Raw genomic sequence first — 16,038 nt, 5'->3', positions numbered from 1 at the left:
ATGGGGCTGGGGGAATTATCAATTTGACATCGGCATTTTATGTCTTGTGGTTTTCTCATCCCCAGCACCTTCCCGGGCATGAGTCATGAGCATCGAGTCGCGTCACCACGCCATCAGCATGTTTCTTGCGTTCGTCGCCATCCTGGGCATTGCGGCGTTGTTCGCCCGCTATTACCAGGTTCCCCTGAAAGACCTGCTCAGCGTCGGACCGTATCTGCTGATTGGCATGTTCGGCTGTTTCGGCTACGCGGCGCATACTGTGGTCCGCACCGTTCTGGCACGCCGCGCCGGGGTGTTTTATAGCACCGCTGGTGCGGCACGAGCGCTAGCTCGCTGAAAGGGGGGAAAGCATGAATTACGCACATACCCTGACCCGTTACAAGGCATGGGCGGACCAGGCCTTCCTGGCGGTGGTCGGCGAACTGCCGGAATCCGCAAGCGTGTTGCTCGTGCCGCGTCGTATCCTCTTTGGCGTTCTGCTGCGCCCGCTCAACCATTCCTACGCGATGGATCACGTCTGGCAGTGCCACCTGCTCGGCAAGCCGCATGGCTTGACCACGCGTAATCCGTCAACCCGCCGCCGATGGCGGAGCTGGACTTCCTGCAGAGGGAAATCGACCAGTGGTATATCGGCTATGTGGATTCCTTGTCCGCCGCGGAACTGGAACAAGTGGTCGAGTTCGAATCCATCGGCGGCGGACATGGCGCGATGTCGCGTAGCGATATTCTGCTGCACGTGGTCAATCACACTACCTATCACCGTGGTCATGCGGCAGACATTCTTTACCATCTGGGGATGGTGCCCCCTCCACCGACCTGCCGGTGTTCCTGCGGGAAGTCGCCCGGGCCGGTGCTTGGCGCAATGGCCGATTGTGCCAAGGGGCTGGCACGATCGCCGCGATAGCGGCGGCGTATCCGGCGTAGCGATTCCACGTTACCATACCGCCATCATGCCGCCAGTTCTGTATAACGCTCAGCCATAACAAGATGAATCTCCGCCAGTTTGCCGCCCTGTTGAATCTGTCTCCCACCACAGTCAGCCGCGCCCTGAATGGTTTCCCCGAAGTGAATGCGGAAACGCGCGAGCGCGTGCTGGCTGCCGCCGCCCAGTACGGCTACCGGCCAAACACGGTGGCGCGGCGCCTGGCTACCGGCCGTACCGACAGCATCGGCCTGATCTACCCATTCGAGCCGAGCGACCTGGGCGACCCGGTATTCCTGGACGTGATCGCCGGCATTACCGAGCGGCTGGCCGAGGAGCAGATGGACCTGGTAATCGTTTCGGCCGCCAAGTCGAACGAGTTGGCAACCTACCACCGCGTGGTGTCCGGCAGCAGGGTGGACGGCCTGATCGTGGCGCGTACCCAGGTGGACGACCCGCGTCTCAGTTATCTGCAGGACAAGAACTTTCCTTTCGTCGCGCACGGCCGCTCGAACCTCAAGCAGCCTTACCCCTGGTTCGACTATGACAACGAGGCCGGCATGCGCATGGCAGTGGAGCGGCTGGCCGGCTTCGGCCACCGCGATATTGCGCTGGTCAGCTCCCCGCTCAACATGAACTTCGCCGCGCAGCGTCGCCAGGGCTTTTTGCTCGGCCTCGATGCGGCCGGGCTTGAGGCAGTGCCGGCACACTTGGTGGTGGGCGGCCTGAGCTCGGAGCAAGGCAGGGAAGCGATGGAGCGGCTGCTGGTATCGTCGCCGCGGCCCACTGCCGTGGTCGTCGACAACAACGTGGCAGCGGTCGGTGTGCTGCAGGCGCTGCGCCGTGCCGGCCTGGCGCTCGGCCGCGACATTTCTGCGATCGTGTTCGGCAATATGCCAGCGCACGACGGCGAGGCCAGCACGGTCAGCGCCGTCGTGCAGCCCGAGCCGCGCAAGGCCGGTCGCACCCTGGCCGAGCTGATGTTGGCACGTCTGGCCGGCAAGCCCATAGCCGAGCTGACGCAGCTGTGGAAGCCGGTGCTAGTGGCCGGTGATACCGACGGGCCGTTGCCCGGCTGACGTCGCGAGTCTCTTTATGCCTGGAGCGCCCTGGGTGAGTGCTCCCAGTGCTGATGTCCCTCTCCCCTCCTTGTTGTCTATCCCCGCCCATTCCAACGCTGGATCGCCCAGCGCCTGGCTGCGGGGCGGTGATCCGCATGTCGGCGACCGCCTTATCGGCTCAGCTCCTTCGGCATGTGTGCATTGCCCTGTGTCACTCCTGTTGCTTGTGCTGTGCGCCGGGCAAGCGAGGAGGCATACATTTGTCAGTCCATGGTGTATGTTCAATCCAAACCGGTTTGATTTATTGTATTGCAGCAATTTTTGTTTCTTTGTTTTGCTTAGCTGATTGTTATTGAAGGAAATTTTATTTTTCGCCTTTTTTGATTTGCTGCGAATGCACAATTGTTTGCAAAAAAGAAACACAAAAACTTACATTTTTTTGGCTTTTTGCTGCCACGCCATATTCAAACCGGTTTGAAACAAATATGATCACGACACCAAATCCAAACCGGTTTGGGTGAAAATTAAACCGGTTTGATATTGGGTGATTGGCGCCGTATGTGCTTGCTTTCGCACATTTTGTGCCTGTTCGGCGCCGTTGGAGAAATAGTCAATAGGGTTCCATAAAACCCAGGGGTAAAAGATGAGACAACAACGTATCCTCCCACTCGCGCTGGCCTTGGCTATGGCCGGCTCGGCTGGTGCCACTTTTGCTGAAGTCGCTCCGCTCGATTTCCACGGCTACCTGCGTAGCGGCGTCGGCTCCAACCAAGACGGTGGGGGTTCGCAGGCCTGCTTCCAACTGGCTGGGGCCGGTTCCAAGTACCGTCTCGGTAACGAGTGCGAAACTTACGCCGAACTGGCGCTGGGCAAGCAGGTGTTTGAAGACAAGGAAACCGGAGCGCGTTTCCGCGTCGACTCCCGCATCGCCATGTCGGCCAAGCAGTGGCAGGACTGGGAGGATACGAGCGGAGACGAATCCAAGGCGAAATTTGCGTTGCGTGAAATGTTCGTGACTGCTGAAAACATTGGCCTCGGTGAAGCCAAGGTGTGGGCCGGCAAGCGCTTCTACGACCGTCACGACGTGCACATCAACGACTTCTACTTCTGGGACAACTCGGGCCCGGGGGCCGGCATCGAGAATATCGACGTGGGCATCGGCCGCCTGGCCTACGCCTGGCGCCAGAATACCGTCGACTCCGGCCGCACCTCGGTGGATGGCCTGGATCATAAGGTGGGCGTGAGCGGCCACGATTTCCGTCTGTCCGGCATCAAGACCAACCCGGGGGGCGAGCTGACGCTGGGCCTGGACTTCCGCCGCGCTAGCAAGGACGACGCCGATACCGTCAACAAGGCCACCAGTGGCGTGGCCTTCAACGTGATGCACAACCAGAACGGCGTGCTTGGTGGCTTCAACACGCTGGCACTGCAGTATATGAAAGGCAGCATCGCCGGCAGTTTTGGCTACCCGAACCCGAACGCCGACAGCAACGACAAGCGCTACCGCATTGTCGAGGCGCTGCAATGGCAGCCGGCCGGCAGCAACTTCTCCGGCATGGGCGTGGCCATCTGGGAAAAGACCCAGCCGGCCAGTGGCGCGGGTCAGGTGTGGACCTCGATCGGCCTGCGCCCTGAGTATGCCTTCACCAAGCACCTCGGCGCTGCGCTGGAACTCGGCTACGACCAGGTGAAGCCGGATAACGCGGAAACCCGCAAGTTGGCCAAAGTGACTGCCGCCTTCCTGATCTCGCCAGACAAGGGCTTCTGGAGCCGTCCGCAGTTGCGCCTGTTTGCCACCTACGCCAAGTGGAACGAAGCCGCTCAGGCTTCCGCCGGCACCGGCGACGCGCTATCCACCAGCGGCGTATTCGGCGACAAGACCCACGGCATGACCATCGGCGCCCAGGCAGAAGCCTGGTGGTAAGCCGGTCATAGCTTGAACCGAGGGAGGCGGGTGCGCGCCCGTCCCCCGGCAAGACAAACTGTAATGGCCCGGCTGGGCAGGAACTGAATAAAGATGAAATCTAACGGCGCATGGTGGCGCGGCGGGGTGATCTACCAGATCTACCCGCGCAGCTTTGCCGACAGCAACGGTGACGGCGTGGGCGACCTGCCCGGTATTATTGAGCATCTGCCATATGTGGCGAGCCTGAGCGTGGACGCGATCTGGGTTAGCCCGTTCTTCAAGTCGCCGATGAAAGACTTTGGCTACGATGTTTCCGACTACCGTGCGGTTGACCCGTTATTCGGCCACATCGAAGACTTTCGCCGCCTGGTGACCGTGGCGCATGAACTCGGTCTCAAGGTGATGATCGACCAAGTGCTGTCGCATACCTCGGAAGAGCATGCGTGGTTCAAGGAAAGCCGCGTCAGCCGAGACAACCCGCGCGCCAACTGGTACGTATGGGCTGATGCCAATGCTGACGGTACCCCCCCCAACAACTGGCTTTCGGTGTTCGGCGGCTCGTCCTGGCAGTGGGATACCCGGCGGCGTCAGTATTACCTGCACAATTTCCTGGCCAGCCAACCCGATCTCAACTTCCATGAGCTCGCGGTACAGGAGGCCATCCTGGCCGAAGTGCGCTTCTGGTTAGAGCTCGGCGTGGATGGTCTGCGTTTCGACGCCTGCAACTTTCACTTTCATGACCCGCTGCTGCGCAGCAACCCGGCAGCGGAACAGCGCGACAACGCCACCGTCACGGCCGGCAACCCATACAGCTACCAGTCGCACCAGTTCGACAAGTCGCAGCCGGAGAACTTGCCGTTTCTCAAGCGCCTGCGGTCTTTGCTGGACGAATACGGCGCAGTGGCGCTGGGTGAGATCGGCGACGACGACAGTCTGGCGCGCATGGCCGAATACACCGCTGGCAACGACAAGCTGCACATGGCCTACAGCTTCAACCTGCTGACGCCAGAATTTTCCGCTGCGCATATCCGCAGGCAGGTGGAAGAACTGGAGGCGCAGATCGGCAGCGGCTGGGCCTGCTGGACCACCGGCAACCACGACTCGATCCGGGTCTTGACACGCTGGGGCCGCAACGTGGAGCATCCGCGCTTTTCGCGCACCATCCTCGCCATGTTGTTGTCTCTGCGCGGCTCGGCCTGCTTGTATCAGGGCGAAGAGCTGGCGCTGCCGGAAGCCGAACTCAACTTCGAACAATTACAGGACCCGTACGGGATCGCCATGTGGCCGGAATTCAAGGGCCGCGACGGCTGCCGCACACCGATGCCGTGGCGCCACGACGCGCCGCATGGTGGCTTCAGCTCGGCCGAGCCGTGGCTGCCGGTTCCGGCCGGGCACCTGGCGCGCGCCGCAGACAAGCAGGATGCCGAGGCGGATTCGGTGTTGCAGTTCTACCGCCGCTTTATCCCATGGCGCCGCAGCCAGACGGAGTTGGTGTCCGGCAATATCCGCTTTCTCGACGGCAACGACGCGGTGCTGGCGTTCACGCGTGACGACCGTGTGGTTGCGGTGTTCAATCTGAGCGCCGCGCCGCAGACGCTGACCTTGCCGTTCGACGTCGTCGCGCTGGATGGCCATGGCCTCGATGGCGCTGTGCTACAGGGCCACACGCTCGAGCTCGACGCTTGGGGCGGCTGGTTCGGCAGGATAGGGCGTTGACATGGCTGTAGGACGGAAAAGCGCAGCGCGTTTCCGTCTTACTCGATAAGGCAACCATTCGGACGGCCTATCGGCAAGCAAACAGAAAAAGCCGGAACAACACGGCACAAGCAGGAGAAAACTATGGCAGCAGTCAGCCTACAAGGCATCGAAAAGGACTTCGGCTCGACCCGAACCCTGTTCGGCATCGACCTTGAGATCGCCGATGGCGAGTTCGTGGTGTTTGTCGGCCCGTCCGGCTGTGGCAAGTCGACGCTGTTGCGTTCGATTGCCGGGCTGGAGGAAATCACTGGCGGCGAGCTGAAAATCGACGGCGTGCGCGTCAACGATCTACCACCGGTCAAGCGCGGCATCTCGATGGTGTTCCAGTCCTATGCGCTTTATCCGCACATGTCGGTGTTCGAGAACATGGCATTTGGCCTCAAGCTCGCCGGCAAGCACAAGCGTGATTACACGCCGCAAGTCGAGCAGGTGGCCAAGGTGCTGCAGATTGAGCACCTGCTGCAGCGCAAGCCCAAGGAGTTGTCGGGTGGCCAGCGCCAGCGCGTGGCGATCGGCCGTGCCATCGTGCAGCGCCCCAAGGTGTTTCTGTTCGACGAACCGTTGTCGAACCTCGACGCCGCGCTGCGCGTGCAGATGCGCATCGAAATCGCCCGCCTGCACCGCGAGCTCAAGACCACGATGATCTACGTCACCCACGACCAGATCGAGGCGATGACGTTGGCCGACCGCATCGTGGTGCTGCGCGCCGGCAAAATCGAACAGGTCGGCACGCCGACCGAACTCTATTACCAACCGGACAATCTTTTCGTGGCGGGCTTTCTCGGTTCGCCGTCGATGAACTTCCTCAAGGGCACGCTGGCCGGCATCGATCCGCAAGGCGCCACGGTCGTGCTGCCCAATCAGCAGCACGTGCGTGTCAGTGTCGACGCCAGTACTGCCCAACTCGGGGACGAAGTCACCGTGGGCGTGCGGCCCGAGCATCTGAGCCTGGCGGAGGGGGGCAACGGCTTCGCCGGCCAAGCCATCGCCATCGAGCATCTGGGGGAGTCCTCGGTGCTATACCTCGATGCGTCGGGCAGCCAGGAGCCCGTCTCAGCACGCCTGCCACCGCTGGCCCAAGTGGAACCGGGCCAAGCCTGCCGGCTAGTGTTCGACCCGGCCAACGGCCACCTGTTTACCACCGACGGCCAGGCTTTGCGCCGCCTTGATCCGGTCAACCAGAAAAATTCACGCCCCACCGAAGCCTGCCCGCAATAAGCCGGCTTTCCAGAACTTGCCAATGAGCAAGAAAACGAGAGGAGAAATAGCATGAGCATGACCCGCCGCCATTTTGGCAAAACCGCGATACTGTCGCTTTCGCTGGCTGTTGCCGGTGCCTTTGCTGCCCCTTATGCCGCCGCTGCCGACAACGGCAAGCTGGTGATCTGGATCAACGGCGACAAGGGCTACCGCGGCCTCGCAAAGGTGGGTGAGGAATTCACCAAGAAAACCGGCGTGCCCGTGGTGGTAGAGCATCCGGAAGACGCGCCGTCCAAGTTCCAGCAGGCCGCCGCTGCCGGTAAGGGCCCGGACATCTGGATCTGGCCGCATGATCGTCTGGGCGAATGGACCGGTGCCGGCCTGCTGAGCCCAGTCAGCCCAAGCAAGAAGGTGCGTAACGAGATCGAAGACATGGGCTGGAAGGCATTCACTTCCGGTGGCAAGGTGTGGGGCTACCCGATCTCAATCGAATCGGTAGCGCTGATCTACAACAAAGACCTGGTGCCGACCCCCCCCAAGACCTTCGAAGACGTGTTCGCGCTCGACAAGAAGCTGTCTGCCAGCGGCAAGAAAGCCATCCTGTGGGACTTCACCAATACCTACTTCACCTGGCCGTTGCTGGGCGCCGGTGGTGGGTATCCGTTCAAGCTGAAAGGCGATGGCACGTATGATCCACAGAATGTGGGTGTCAACAACGCCGGCGCAGCGGCTGGCGTGAGCACGCTGATGAAGCTGATCAACGCTGGCGTGATGCCGAAGAGCGCGTCCTACGCCGACATGGAGGCTGGTGTCAACAAGGGCAAGGTCGCCATGATGATCAGCGGCCCGTGGGCGTGGGACAACCTGAAGAAGAGCCGCATCAACTTCGGCGTGGCACCGATCCCGACCGTGAACGGCAAGCCGGCCGCGCCGTTCGTCGGGGTGCTGGGCGCGATGATCAATGCCTCAAGCAAGAACAAGGAACTGGCCACCGAATTCATCGAGAACAGCATGCTGACGGTGCAAGGACTCAAGATGATCAATGATGACGTGGCGATCGGCGTGCCGGCCAACAAGGCGTTCTACAACCAGCTCAAGAGCGACCCGAATATCCAGGCCACCATGATGAGTGCCAAGGGGGGCGCGCCGATGCCGAATAACCCGGAGATGGGCAAGTTCTGGTCGACCATGCAGACCACCCTGCAGAACATCACGCAGGGCCGCCAGGACGTCAAGGCCGGCCTCGATGCCGCGGCGGAGCGTATCAAGGCCAAGTAAGTCAAGCGTTGTTGCCTGCGAGCGGGATACCGATGTATTCCGCTCGCTCGCCTTGCTGCAACTCAGGGAATTATTAGCATGCAACGGATCAATCGGCGCCTCGCCTGGATGGTATTGGGCGCTCTACTTTTGATGACCGGTTTCTGGCTGGTTTTCACCGTGTACCGGGCCGGCCATTACTGGTTGGCGCTGGGTGGGTTGACGCTGCTCGGTGTCTCGGGCTGGGTGTTTACCTCGCCGCGCGCTTACGCCTGGCGTTATCTCTACCCGGGGGTGGTGGCGATGCTGGTGTTCGTGCTGTTTCCGGCGCTCTACACCGCGCGAATCGGCTTCACCAATTACAGCTCGACCAACCTGCTGACCTTCTCGCGAGCCACCGCCTATCTGCTCGATCAGACTTATTCCAGTGGTGGTGACCCGCTGCAATTGTCGCTGTACGCGCACGGCAAAAACTATCAGCTGCGCCTGAGCAACGAGGCCGGCCAGGTCTGGCAATCGGCCGATGTGAAGCTCGATGGCGCGAAAAAGCAGACCGTCACGCTGCACGAAGCCAGCGTGGCACCGGTCGGCGACAGGGCGTCGTTCAGAGAGGTGATCGCCCAGCAGGCTGCACTCAAGGCTCTCACCCTGTATTTACCCGGCTCCAACGAACCTTACCGGCTGGTCTCACTGAGCGGGTTTGCGCCGGTGTCACCGCTCTACCGGCAGGCGGCCGATGGTCGTCTGACCAACCTGAAAACCGGCGAGGTGTTGCGGCCCAATTTCGAGACCGGATTTTATGAAACGGCTGCCGGAGAGCAGATCGCGCCGGGCTTCCGCGTCAACGTAGGCTGGAGCAATTTTGAACGCTTGTTCGGCAGTGCCGAACTGCAGGCGCCATTGCTGAGCGTCTTCATTTGGACAGTGCTGTTTGCCGCGCTTACCGTACTGTTTACTTTCAGTGTCGGTTTCGTGCTGGCCACCGTGCTGAGCTGGGAGGCGCTGCGCTTCAAGACGGCTTACCGCGTCCTGCTGTTCCTGCCGTATGCGGTACCCGGTTTCATTTCCATCCTGATCTTCCGCGGGTTGTTCAACGAGAATTTCGGCGAGATCAACATGGTGCTGAATGGCCTGTTCGGCATCAGTCCAAACTGGTTTTCCGACCCGCTGCTGGCCAAGATGATGCTGCTGATCGTTAATACCTGGCTCGGCTACCCGTACATGATGCTGTTGTGCCTGGGGCTGATCAAATCGATCCCGTCTGACCTGTACGAGGCATCAGCCATCAACGGCGCGAGCGCGTGGACCAATCTGACCCGTATCACGCTGCCGCTGATCGCCAAGCCTATCATGCCGCTGCTGATTGCCTCGTTCGCCTTCAACTTCAACAACTTCGTGCTGATTTCGCTGCTGACCGACGGCCGCCCGGACTTTACCGACAGCGTCGTGCCGGCCGGCACCACCGATATCCTGGTGTCGTATACCTACCGTATCGCATTCCAGGATTCGGGCCAGAACTTCGGCCTCGCCGCAGCCATCTCCACGCTGATTTTCATCCTGGTGGCGGTGCTATCGCTGATCAACTTGCGTCTGTCGCGTGTCAACGCGCCGGAAAAGAAATAAGGAGAGCATCATGGCCATGGTGCAGGATAAAACCCATACCGGCCGGCTAGCGCTGGCCCATGTCGGGCTGATCGCCTTTCTGGTTCTGACACTGTTTCCGTTCCTGATGATTGTGTCGATCTCGCTGCGTCCGGGCAACTTCGCCGCCGGCAGCATCATCCCCGATACCATCAGCCTCGAACACTGGCAGCTCGCGCTCGGCTTCTCGTATACCGACAGCACCGGCCGGGTAATCGAGCCACCGTTCCCGGTGCTGCTATGGCTGTGGAACTCGATCAAGATCGCTTCCATCAGCGCTACCGTCATCCTGCTGCTGTCGACCACCTGCGCCTATGCTTTTGCCCGTCTGCGTTTTCGCGGCCGCCAGCTCGGCTTGAACGCGCTGCTGCTGATGCAGATGTTTCCGGCGGTGTTGTCGCTGATCGCGATCTACGCGGTGTTCGACCAGATTGGCAGCTACGTGCCGTGGCTCGGCATCGACAGCCACGGCAGCCTAGTGCTGGCTTACGCTGGTGGCATCGCGCTGCATATCTGGACCATCAAGGGCTACTTCGACACGATTCCGACCGAAATTGAAGAGGCGGCCATCGTCGATGGCGCCAGTCACTTCCAGGCATTCTGGCACGTGCTGCTGCCGATGGCGCTGCCGATCCTGTGCGTGGTGTTTCTGCTCGCCTTCATCGGCGCGATCATCGAATATCCGGTGGCATCCATCCTGCTGCACCAGGAACAAAACCTGACGCTGGCAGTGGGGTCGAAGCTGTATCTGTATACGCAGAACTATCTGTGGGGCGATTTTGCCGCGGCCGCCATCCTCTCCGGCCTGCCGATCACCGCGTTGTTCGTGGTGGCGCAGCGCTGGATGGTCAACGGGCTGACCAGCGGGGGCGTGAAGGGGTGATTGTGTGAGCAGCATGTAAGAGTGATGTTCTTCTCCTCGGCCGGTCCTGATCAGACCGGCATTTTTTTGCTTACGATCGGTGTTGTGGTTCTTGTCGCATGGGCCCTACGGCAAAACCACGCCCGACTTTAGCGGAATGCGCAGGCTCGATCGCGGTGTTGAGCGCGAGCAGGGTAATCTGGCTAGCGATGTCCTGAATGTTGCCGACGATCTTGCCAATGGGTTCGGACTGTACCGAAATTCGAGGAATAGCCCCACGCTGTGCTGTGTGAGTTGTGCACCCTGCATCGGTTTCGGGACAGGTCAATACATGATGTCTAGACGGCGATAAACGCATAATTGGCTTTGGACATCTGCAGGCCTATAGCTGTGGCGGCATGCACGTTTTTGTCGTTGGGAGTCATTGGGAAAATCAAGGTTTTGAAGATCAAGGAGAAAAAGGGTCGATTGTCGGTTCACTACGACATTGAAGAGCGTGGCTAGCGTGCTCTGACAGAAGTCGATCTTCGACTGACTGTCGGGTATGCGGTGGCCGAGCCAGGCAAGGGCGGGCGCAGACTTGCCGCACCGTCAAAGCATTACAGCCCACCGCATCCGCCCATCCCTGTGCTCTTAGGGGGCTTGTGTCACGCCCCATCCCGGATCGCATCGAGCGCGGGGCGGGGCGTGAGAGCACGGCTACCCGCCGCGATGGCGAGCGCGACGACGATCAGCAGCGTCGCGGCGGCGAAGGTCAACCGCATGCCGCTGGCCACGGCGCCGGGGTGTGCCGAGGCGATGTCGCTCGTCCCCGTGGCGAGCACGAACACGGCGCCCATGGCGGATGCCCCGCTGACCAGCCCGAGATTGCGCGACAGGCTGAGCAGGCCGGCAATGACGCCGCGCTGGTCCGGCGCGACATCCCTCATCACGGCCGTGTTGTTAGCCGCTTGGAAGAGCTGGTAGCCGGGAGTCAGGAGGGCGATGGCGGCCAGGTAGCCCGCCACGCCGAATACCCCGGGGAGCAGCGCGAGTGCCGACAACCCCGCTGCCATGACGACCAGCCCCGCGGTGGTCATGGCGGCCGCACCCCAGCGGTCGACGCCGCGCCCCGCCGGGACACCGCTCAATGCCGAAATGATCGGGCCCAGCGCCAGGACGATTCCGACCGCCGCCTCGCCCAGGCCGAGCGCGCGTGACAGGTAGAACGGCCCGACCACCAGCGTCGCCATCATCACCGTCGAGACGAGCCCGTTCATGGCGAGACTCGCGCTCAGCTCGGTGTTGCGGAACGCCGCCAGGCGGATCAATGGCGACGCCACCCGCGCCTCCACCAACACGAAAAGGCCCCCAGCCAGAACCGCTGCCAGCAACAGGGCCAGGTTCAGTCCAGTGAAGCGGCCTCTCCCCAGCGTCACGGCGAGCGCATAGGCCGCGAGCGAAGCCCCAAGCAGCAGCGTGCCCACTGTGTCGAAGCCGGCCCGATCCGTCTGCGATGCCCGGCGGTCGATGGGCAGGGCGCGATAGGCGAGCAAGAAAGCCAGGATGCCCAGCGGCACGTTGACGAGGAAGATGGCGCGCCAGCCGAAGCCGGCGATGAGCGTGCCGCCGAGCGCTGGCCCCAGCGCGGTGCCCATCGCGGACATGGTGCCGAGCAGGCCCATGGCGCTGCCGGTCTTGTTCTTCGGAACCGCGTCCCCGACAAACGCCATGGTGAGGGCCATCATGATGGCCGCGCCCAAGCCCTGCGCTGTGCGCGCGGCAATCAGCAGCCCCAGCGTGGGCGCCACACCGCACAGCACCGAGGCCAGCGTGAATAGAAAGAGGCCGAACAATAACAGCCGGCGTCGCCCGGCCAGGTCGCCGAGCCGCCCGACGCTGACGATCAGGGTGGTGATGGCAAGCAGATAAGCCAGGACGATCCACTGGACCTCCTGGAAGGAAGCGGCGAACGCCTTGGCCAGCGTCGGCAGGGCGACATTGGCGATGCTGGTGCCGAGCGAGGACAGCAGCATGGAGAGCGACAGGCTGGCCAGCACCCATGTCGTCGACGGTGGGGCTTTCCACTCGGCGGCGACGGCCTCGTCGCCTGCTTGAATGAGTAGTTTCAACATGAACTCCTTCTTCCGGGTGCCCCGAAGCGGGGCTTTCAGAGAGGAGTCTAGGTTGCTGGCGAATAGGGCGGAAGGCGCAGTATTTGCACTTAATTCGTGCATTAAACGCCATCTTACGATCAACCGTGCCAAGGCTGGAGCACGTTTTGTTCCTGTCTATTAAAGTCGGAAACTGAACGGCCCCGGGTGTCGTGGCTGGCCTCTTCGCATCGGCGGCCCGACAGCGGGTGAGGGCAGCGGCCCGGTTACCTCGCCTGCCCGTGCCGCGCGTATTTCGAGGGCTTCGTCATGGGTCCGGGGTGCCGGATTGACCGGCCGGTCCTGCCTGCTGTCTCCGGGCTCGACCTGCCAGGGCGCTACTTCAACCAGACCTGTTGGCATGACTTATCGAATCCGCACTCTGAGTGTGTCAGTTATTGGCTCTCAGAAAGAAACAGGATGCGGATGATGGCCTAGGCCTTGATGCGATAGCCGGTCTTGAAAATCCACGCCACGATCGCCGTGAACAGCGCCAAAAAGCCGATCGTCATGGCGAGGCTGATGCCGACGCTGACGTCGGCAATACCATAGAAGCTCCAGCGAAAGCCGCTGATCAGGTAGACCACCGGGTTGAACAGCGCGGCGGTCTGCCAGAACGGCGGCAGGATATCGATGGAGTAAAAGCTGCCGCCGAGAAACGTCAACGGCGTGATAATCAGGAGAGGGATGATCTGCAGCTTTTCGAAGCCATCCGCCCAGATGCCGATGATGAAGCCGAACAGGCTGAACGTTACCGAGGTCAGCACCAGGAACAGCAGCATCCACAGAGGATGGGCCACCTGCAGCGGCACGAACAGGCCCGCCGTCGCCAGGATGATCAGGCCGAGAATCACCGACTTGGTCGCCGCCGCCCCGACATAGCTCACCACCAGCTCCAGATAGGAAACCGGCGCCGACAGCAACTCGTAGATCGTCCCCGTGAACTTGGGGAAATAGATGCCGAACGAGGCGTTGGCGATGCTCTGCGTCAGCAGCGACAGCATGATCAGCCCCGGCACCAGGAACGCACCGTAGCTGATGCCGTGGGTTTCGGGGATGCGCGAGCCGATGGCGGCGCCGAACACGACAAAATAGAGCGAGGTGGAGATCACAGGGGAGATGATGCTCTGCATCAGCGTGCGCCCGGCGCGGGCCATCTCGAAGCGGTAAATCGCACAGACTGCATACAGGTTCATTTTCTCTCCCTCACCAGGCTGACGAAGATGTCCTCCAGCGAGCTTTGCGTCGTTTGCAGGTCCTTGAAGCGTATCCCCGCCGCGTTGAGAGCCTGCAACAGCGCGAGGATGCCGGAGCGTTCGCCCTGCGCGTCGTAGGTATAGACCAGCTCGCTGCGGCCATTCGCCAGATCCAGCTCGTAGCCGCCAAGCTCGGAAGGAATGCTCTCGAGCGGGGCCTCCAGTTGCAGCGTCAGCTGTTTCTTGCCGAGCTTGCGCATCAATTCGGCCTTCTCGTCCACCAGGATGATCTCGCCCTTGCGGATCACCCCGATGCGGTCGGCCATCTCCTCGGCTTCGTCGATGTAGTGGGTGGTCAGGATGATGGTCACCCCCCGCTCTTGCAGCGAGCGCACCAGCTGCCACATGTCCTGGCGCAGTTCGACATCAACCCCCGCCGTTGGCTCGTCGAGAAACAGGATCGACGGCTCGTGCGACAGCGCCTTGGCAATCAGCACGCGCCGCTTCATGCCGCCCGATAGCGTCATGATGCGGTTGTCCTTCTTGTCCCACAACGACAGCGCCTTGAGCACTTCTTCGATGTAGGCCGGGTTCTTGCGTTTGCCGAACAGGCCGCGGCTGAACGACACCGTGGCCCACACCGATTCGAAGGCGTCGGTGGTCAGCTCCTGCGGCACCAGGCCAATCATGGCGCGGGCCGCGCGGTAGTCGGTCACGATGTCGTGGCCATCAACCAGAATCCGGCCTTCGCTCGGATTGACGATGCCGCAGATCGTGCTGATCAACGTGGTCTTGCCGGCCCCGTTCGGGCCCAGCAAGGCGAAGATTTCTCCGCGCCGGATCTCCAGATTGACGCCCTTCAAGGCCTGGAAGCCTGAAGCGTAGGATTTGGAGAGATTCGATATGGTGATGATGGGTTGCATAGATAGGACGATAGCAGATGGCGGGCTTTTGGTGGCGTCGGCGGCGGCGCATTTTATCCAAACGGTATTGATCGTATGGCCCGGCATGCTATCAATGGTGCATTCACCTCCAGCCTGCTGGCGTGCTCCTTAACCGGGCCTCTGGACGCCTTGCGGGAGCTGGAGCTTGCTTTCGAATTCAATAGGCCAGAATACATGTCGACACCCGATTTCAATTTGCTTGTCACCCTTGACGTGCTGCTCGCCGAAGGCAGCGTGGCGCGCGCTGCCCGGCGCTTGCGGCTGAGCCCCTCGGCGATGAGCCGGGCGCTGGCGCGCTTGCGCGAGACGACGGGCGACCCCTTGCTGGTCAGGGCGGGGCGCGGGCTGGTGCCCACCCCGCGTGCGCTTGAACTGCGCGAGCAGGTCAGCCAGCTCGTTCAGGACGCCGCAGCGGTGCTGCGCCCGGCAGAGAAGCTCGATCTCACCCAGCTCGTCCGCACCTTCACGCTGCGCGTCGGCGATGGTTTCGTGGAAAATTTCGGGCCGAGCCTCATCGCTCGCGTCGGCGAGGCTGCTCCCGGGGTCCGGCTGCGTTTCATGCCGAAATCGAACAAAGACACCGCGCCGCTGCGCGACGGCAGCGTCGATCTGGATACCGGCGTGGTGGGGGAGGGAACAGGCCCGGAGGTGCGTGTGCGCGCTTTGTTCCAAGACCGTTTCATCGGTGTCGTGCGCCAGGGGCACCCGCTCTGCCAGGGGGAGATCACCCCCGCCCGTTATGCGGCGGGCCGGCATGTCTTGGTCTCCCGGCGGGGGACCGACAAGGGGCCGGTTGATGAAACCTTGAGGGCGATCGGGCTGGAACGGGAGATCATGACCATCGTCGGTGGTTTTGCCCCAGCACTGGCGTTGGCGCGGGCCACGGATCTGGTCGCCACGGTTCCCGAGCGCCATACCGGCACCCTGCGTGACGGGATGCACAGCTTTGCCCTTCCGTTTCCCGCTCCCGAGATCACGGTTTCCCTGCTCTGGCATCCGCGGATGGATGCCGATCTGGCGCATCGCTGGCTGCGCGGTTGCGTGCGGGAGATTTGCGCAGCATCGCTCGCCGATTCAGTGACAGTGGCAAGCGCAGCCGCTGAGGGCGTGTCATCTCGGTTATCCGACTCTGCGTCGGAGAAACACTAGACGACACGCC

At 61.8% G+C, this 16,038-nt stretch carries 14 protein-coding genes; 10 read left to right on the top strand and 4 right to left on the bottom strand.

What is annotated here, in order from left to right; all coding sequences use genetic code 11:
• Nucleotides 1-85 precede the first annotated feature (85 nt).
• The 9 genes from FURADRAFT_RS17505 to malG all read left to right on the top strand — a co-directional run bounded on the left by FURADRAFT_RS17505 (nt 86) and on the right by malG (nt 10,628).
• On the top strand, nt 86-337 hold the full coding sequence (locus FURADRAFT_RS17505) for a hypothetical protein (protein ID WP_008955510.1): 252 nt from the start codon (nt 86-88) through the stop codon (nt 335-337).
• Nucleotides 338-583: 246 nt separating this feature from the next.
• Complete coding sequence (locus tag FURADRAFT_RS20350) at nt 584-904, top strand: DinB family protein (protein ID WP_086007389.1); 321 nt, start codon at nt 584-586, stop codon at nt 902-904.
• Between the two features lie 83 nt (nt 905-987).
• The gene (locus FURADRAFT_RS17495) at nt 988-2,001 is read left to right on the top strand and encodes a substrate-binding domain-containing protein (protein ID WP_008955508.1); all 1,014 of its coding nucleotides are present in this window, start codon (nt 988-990) and stop codon (nt 1,999-2,001) included.
• Nucleotides 2,002-2,626: 625 nt separating this feature from the next.
• A complete protein-coding gene (locus FURADRAFT_RS17490) occupies nt 2,627-3,907 on the top strand; it encodes a maltoporin (protein WP_008955507.1) in 1,281 nt (426 codons plus the stop codon).
• Nucleotides 3,908-4,000: 93 nt separating this feature from the next.
• A complete protein-coding gene (locus FURADRAFT_RS17485; RefSeq protein ID WP_008955506.1) occupies nt 4,001-5,605 on the top strand; it encodes an alpha-glucosidase in 1,605 nt (534 codons plus the stop codon).
• Nucleotides 5,606-5,728: 123 nt separating this feature from the next.
• Nucleotides 5,729-6,865: an ABC transporter ATP-binding protein gene (locus tag FURADRAFT_RS17480; protein ID WP_008955505.1), complete on the top strand. Its 1,137-nt coding sequence runs from the start codon at nt 5,729-5,731 to the stop codon at nt 6,863-6,865.
• Between the two features lie 51 nt (nt 6,866-6,916).
• The gene (gene malE / locus FURADRAFT_RS17475; RefSeq protein WP_008955504.1) at nt 6,917-8,125 is read left to right on the top strand and encodes a maltose/maltodextrin ABC transporter substrate-binding protein MalE; all 1,209 of its coding nucleotides are present in this window, start codon (nt 6,917-6,919) and stop codon (nt 8,123-8,125) included.
• Nucleotides 8,126-8,203: 78 nt separating this feature from the next.
• Nucleotides 8,204-9,727 carry a maltose ABC transporter permease MalF gene (gene malF, locus FURADRAFT_RS17470; protein WP_008955503.1) on the top strand — a complete coding sequence of 508 codons (1,524 nt, stop codon included), beginning with the start codon at nt 8,204-8,206 and terminating at the stop codon, nt 9,725-9,727.
• Nucleotides 9,728-9,737: 10 nt separating this feature from the next.
• Nucleotides 9,738-10,628 (top strand): maltose ABC transporter permease MalG, encoded by an 891-nt coding sequence (gene malG / locus FURADRAFT_RS17465; protein ID WP_008955502.1) that lies wholly within the window; start codon nt 9,738-9,740, stop codon nt 10,626-10,628.
• Between the two features lie 70 nt (nt 10,629-10,698).
• Here malG and FURADRAFT_RS21275 read toward each other — a convergent pair whose 3' ends face one another.
• From FURADRAFT_RS21275 to FURADRAFT_RS17450, 4 genes are all read right to left on the bottom strand, one after another.
• Entirely contained in the window at nt 10,699-10,965 is a 267-nt protein-coding gene (locus FURADRAFT_RS21275; protein WP_081455969.1) for a methyl-accepting chemotaxis protein, read from the bottom strand.
• A gap of 289 nt (nt 10,966-11,254) precedes the next feature.
• Entirely contained in the window at nt 11,255-12,721 is a 1,467-nt protein-coding gene (locus tag FURADRAFT_RS17460) for an MFS transporter (protein WP_008955501.1), read from the bottom strand.
• Nucleotides 12,722-13,173: 452 nt separating this feature from the next.
• Nucleotides 13,174-13,935: an ABC transporter permease gene (locus FURADRAFT_RS17455; protein ID WP_008955500.1), complete on the bottom strand. Its 762-nt coding sequence runs from the start codon at nt 13,933-13,935 to the stop codon at nt 13,174-13,176.
• On the bottom strand, nt 13,932-14,858 hold the full coding sequence (locus tag FURADRAFT_RS17450) for an ABC transporter ATP-binding protein (RefSeq protein ID WP_008955499.1): 927 nt from the start codon (nt 14,856-14,858) through the stop codon (nt 13,932-13,934). The genes FURADRAFT_RS17455 and FURADRAFT_RS17450 overlap by 4 nt, the downstream gene beginning before the upstream one ends.
• Before the next feature lie 195 nt (nt 14,859-15,053).
• Between FURADRAFT_RS17450 and FURADRAFT_RS17445 the strand changes: the two genes are divergently transcribed.
• Nucleotides 15,054-16,028, top strand: coding sequence for a LysR family transcriptional regulator (locus FURADRAFT_RS17445; RefSeq protein ID WP_008955498.1), 975 nt, complete (start codon nt 15,054-15,056; stop codon nt 16,026-16,028).
• The last annotated feature ends 10 nt before the right edge of the window (nt 16,029-16,038 follow it).

It is taken from the genome of Pseudogulbenkiania ferrooxidans 2002 (genome assembly GCF_000174355.1).
GTDB lineage: Bacteria > Pseudomonadota > Gammaproteobacteria > Burkholderiales > Chromobacteriaceae > Pseudogulbenkiania > Pseudogulbenkiania ferrooxidans.
Note: the sequence above shows the minus strand (reverse complement) of the source record. Positions and strands in the feature narration are given on the sequence as shown.

Coding starts and splice junctions, on each gene's coding strand:
- FURADRAFT_RS17460 (WP_008955501.1), bottom strand. CDS start 12,721: ATGTTGAAACTACTCATTCAAGCAGGCGACGAGGCCGTCGCCGCCGAG.
- malF (WP_008955503.1), top strand. CDS start 8,204: ATGCAACGGATCAATCGGCGCCTCGCCTGGATGGTATTGGGCGCTCTA.
- FURADRAFT_RS17455 (WP_008955500.1), bottom strand. CDS start 13,935: ATGAACCTGTATGCAGTCTGTGCGATTTACCGCTTCGAGATGGCCCGC.
- FURADRAFT_RS17490 (WP_008955507.1), top strand. CDS start 2,627: ATGAGACAACAACGTATCCTCCCACTCGCGCTGGCCTTGGCTATGGCC.
- malE (WP_008955504.1), top strand. CDS start 6,917: ATGAGCATGACCCGCCGCCATTTTGGCAAAACCGCGATACTGTCGCTT.
- FURADRAFT_RS17485 (WP_008955506.1), top strand. CDS start 4,001: ATGAAATCTAACGGCGCATGGTGGCGCGGCGGGGTGATCTACCAGATC.
- FURADRAFT_RS17445 (WP_008955498.1), top strand. CDS start 15,054: ATGTCGACACCCGATTTCAATTTGCTTGTCACCCTTGACGTGCTGCTC.
- malG (WP_008955502.1), top strand. CDS start 9,738: ATGGCCATGGTGCAGGATAAAACCCATACCGGCCGGCTAGCGCTGGCC.
- FURADRAFT_RS17480 (WP_008955505.1), top strand. CDS start 5,729: ATGGCAGCAGTCAGCCTACAAGGCATCGAAAAGGACTTCGGCTCGACC.
- FURADRAFT_RS17505 (WP_008955510.1), top strand. CDS start 86: ATGAGCATCGAGTCGCGTCACCACGCCATCAGCATGTTTCTTGCGTTC.
- FURADRAFT_RS21275 (WP_081455969.1), bottom strand. CDS start 10,965: ATGCGTTTATCGCCGTCTAGACATCATGTATTGACCTGTCCCGAAACC.
- FURADRAFT_RS17450 (WP_008955499.1), bottom strand. CDS start 14,858: ATGCAACCCATCATCACCATATCGAATCTCTCCAAATCCTACGCTTCA.
- FURADRAFT_RS20350 (WP_086007389.1), top strand. CDS start 584: ATGGCGGAGCTGGACTTCCTGCAGAGGGAAATCGACCAGTGGTATATC.
- FURADRAFT_RS17495 (WP_008955508.1), top strand. CDS start 988: ATGAATCTCCGCCAGTTTGCCGCCCTGTTGAATCTGTCTCCCACCACA.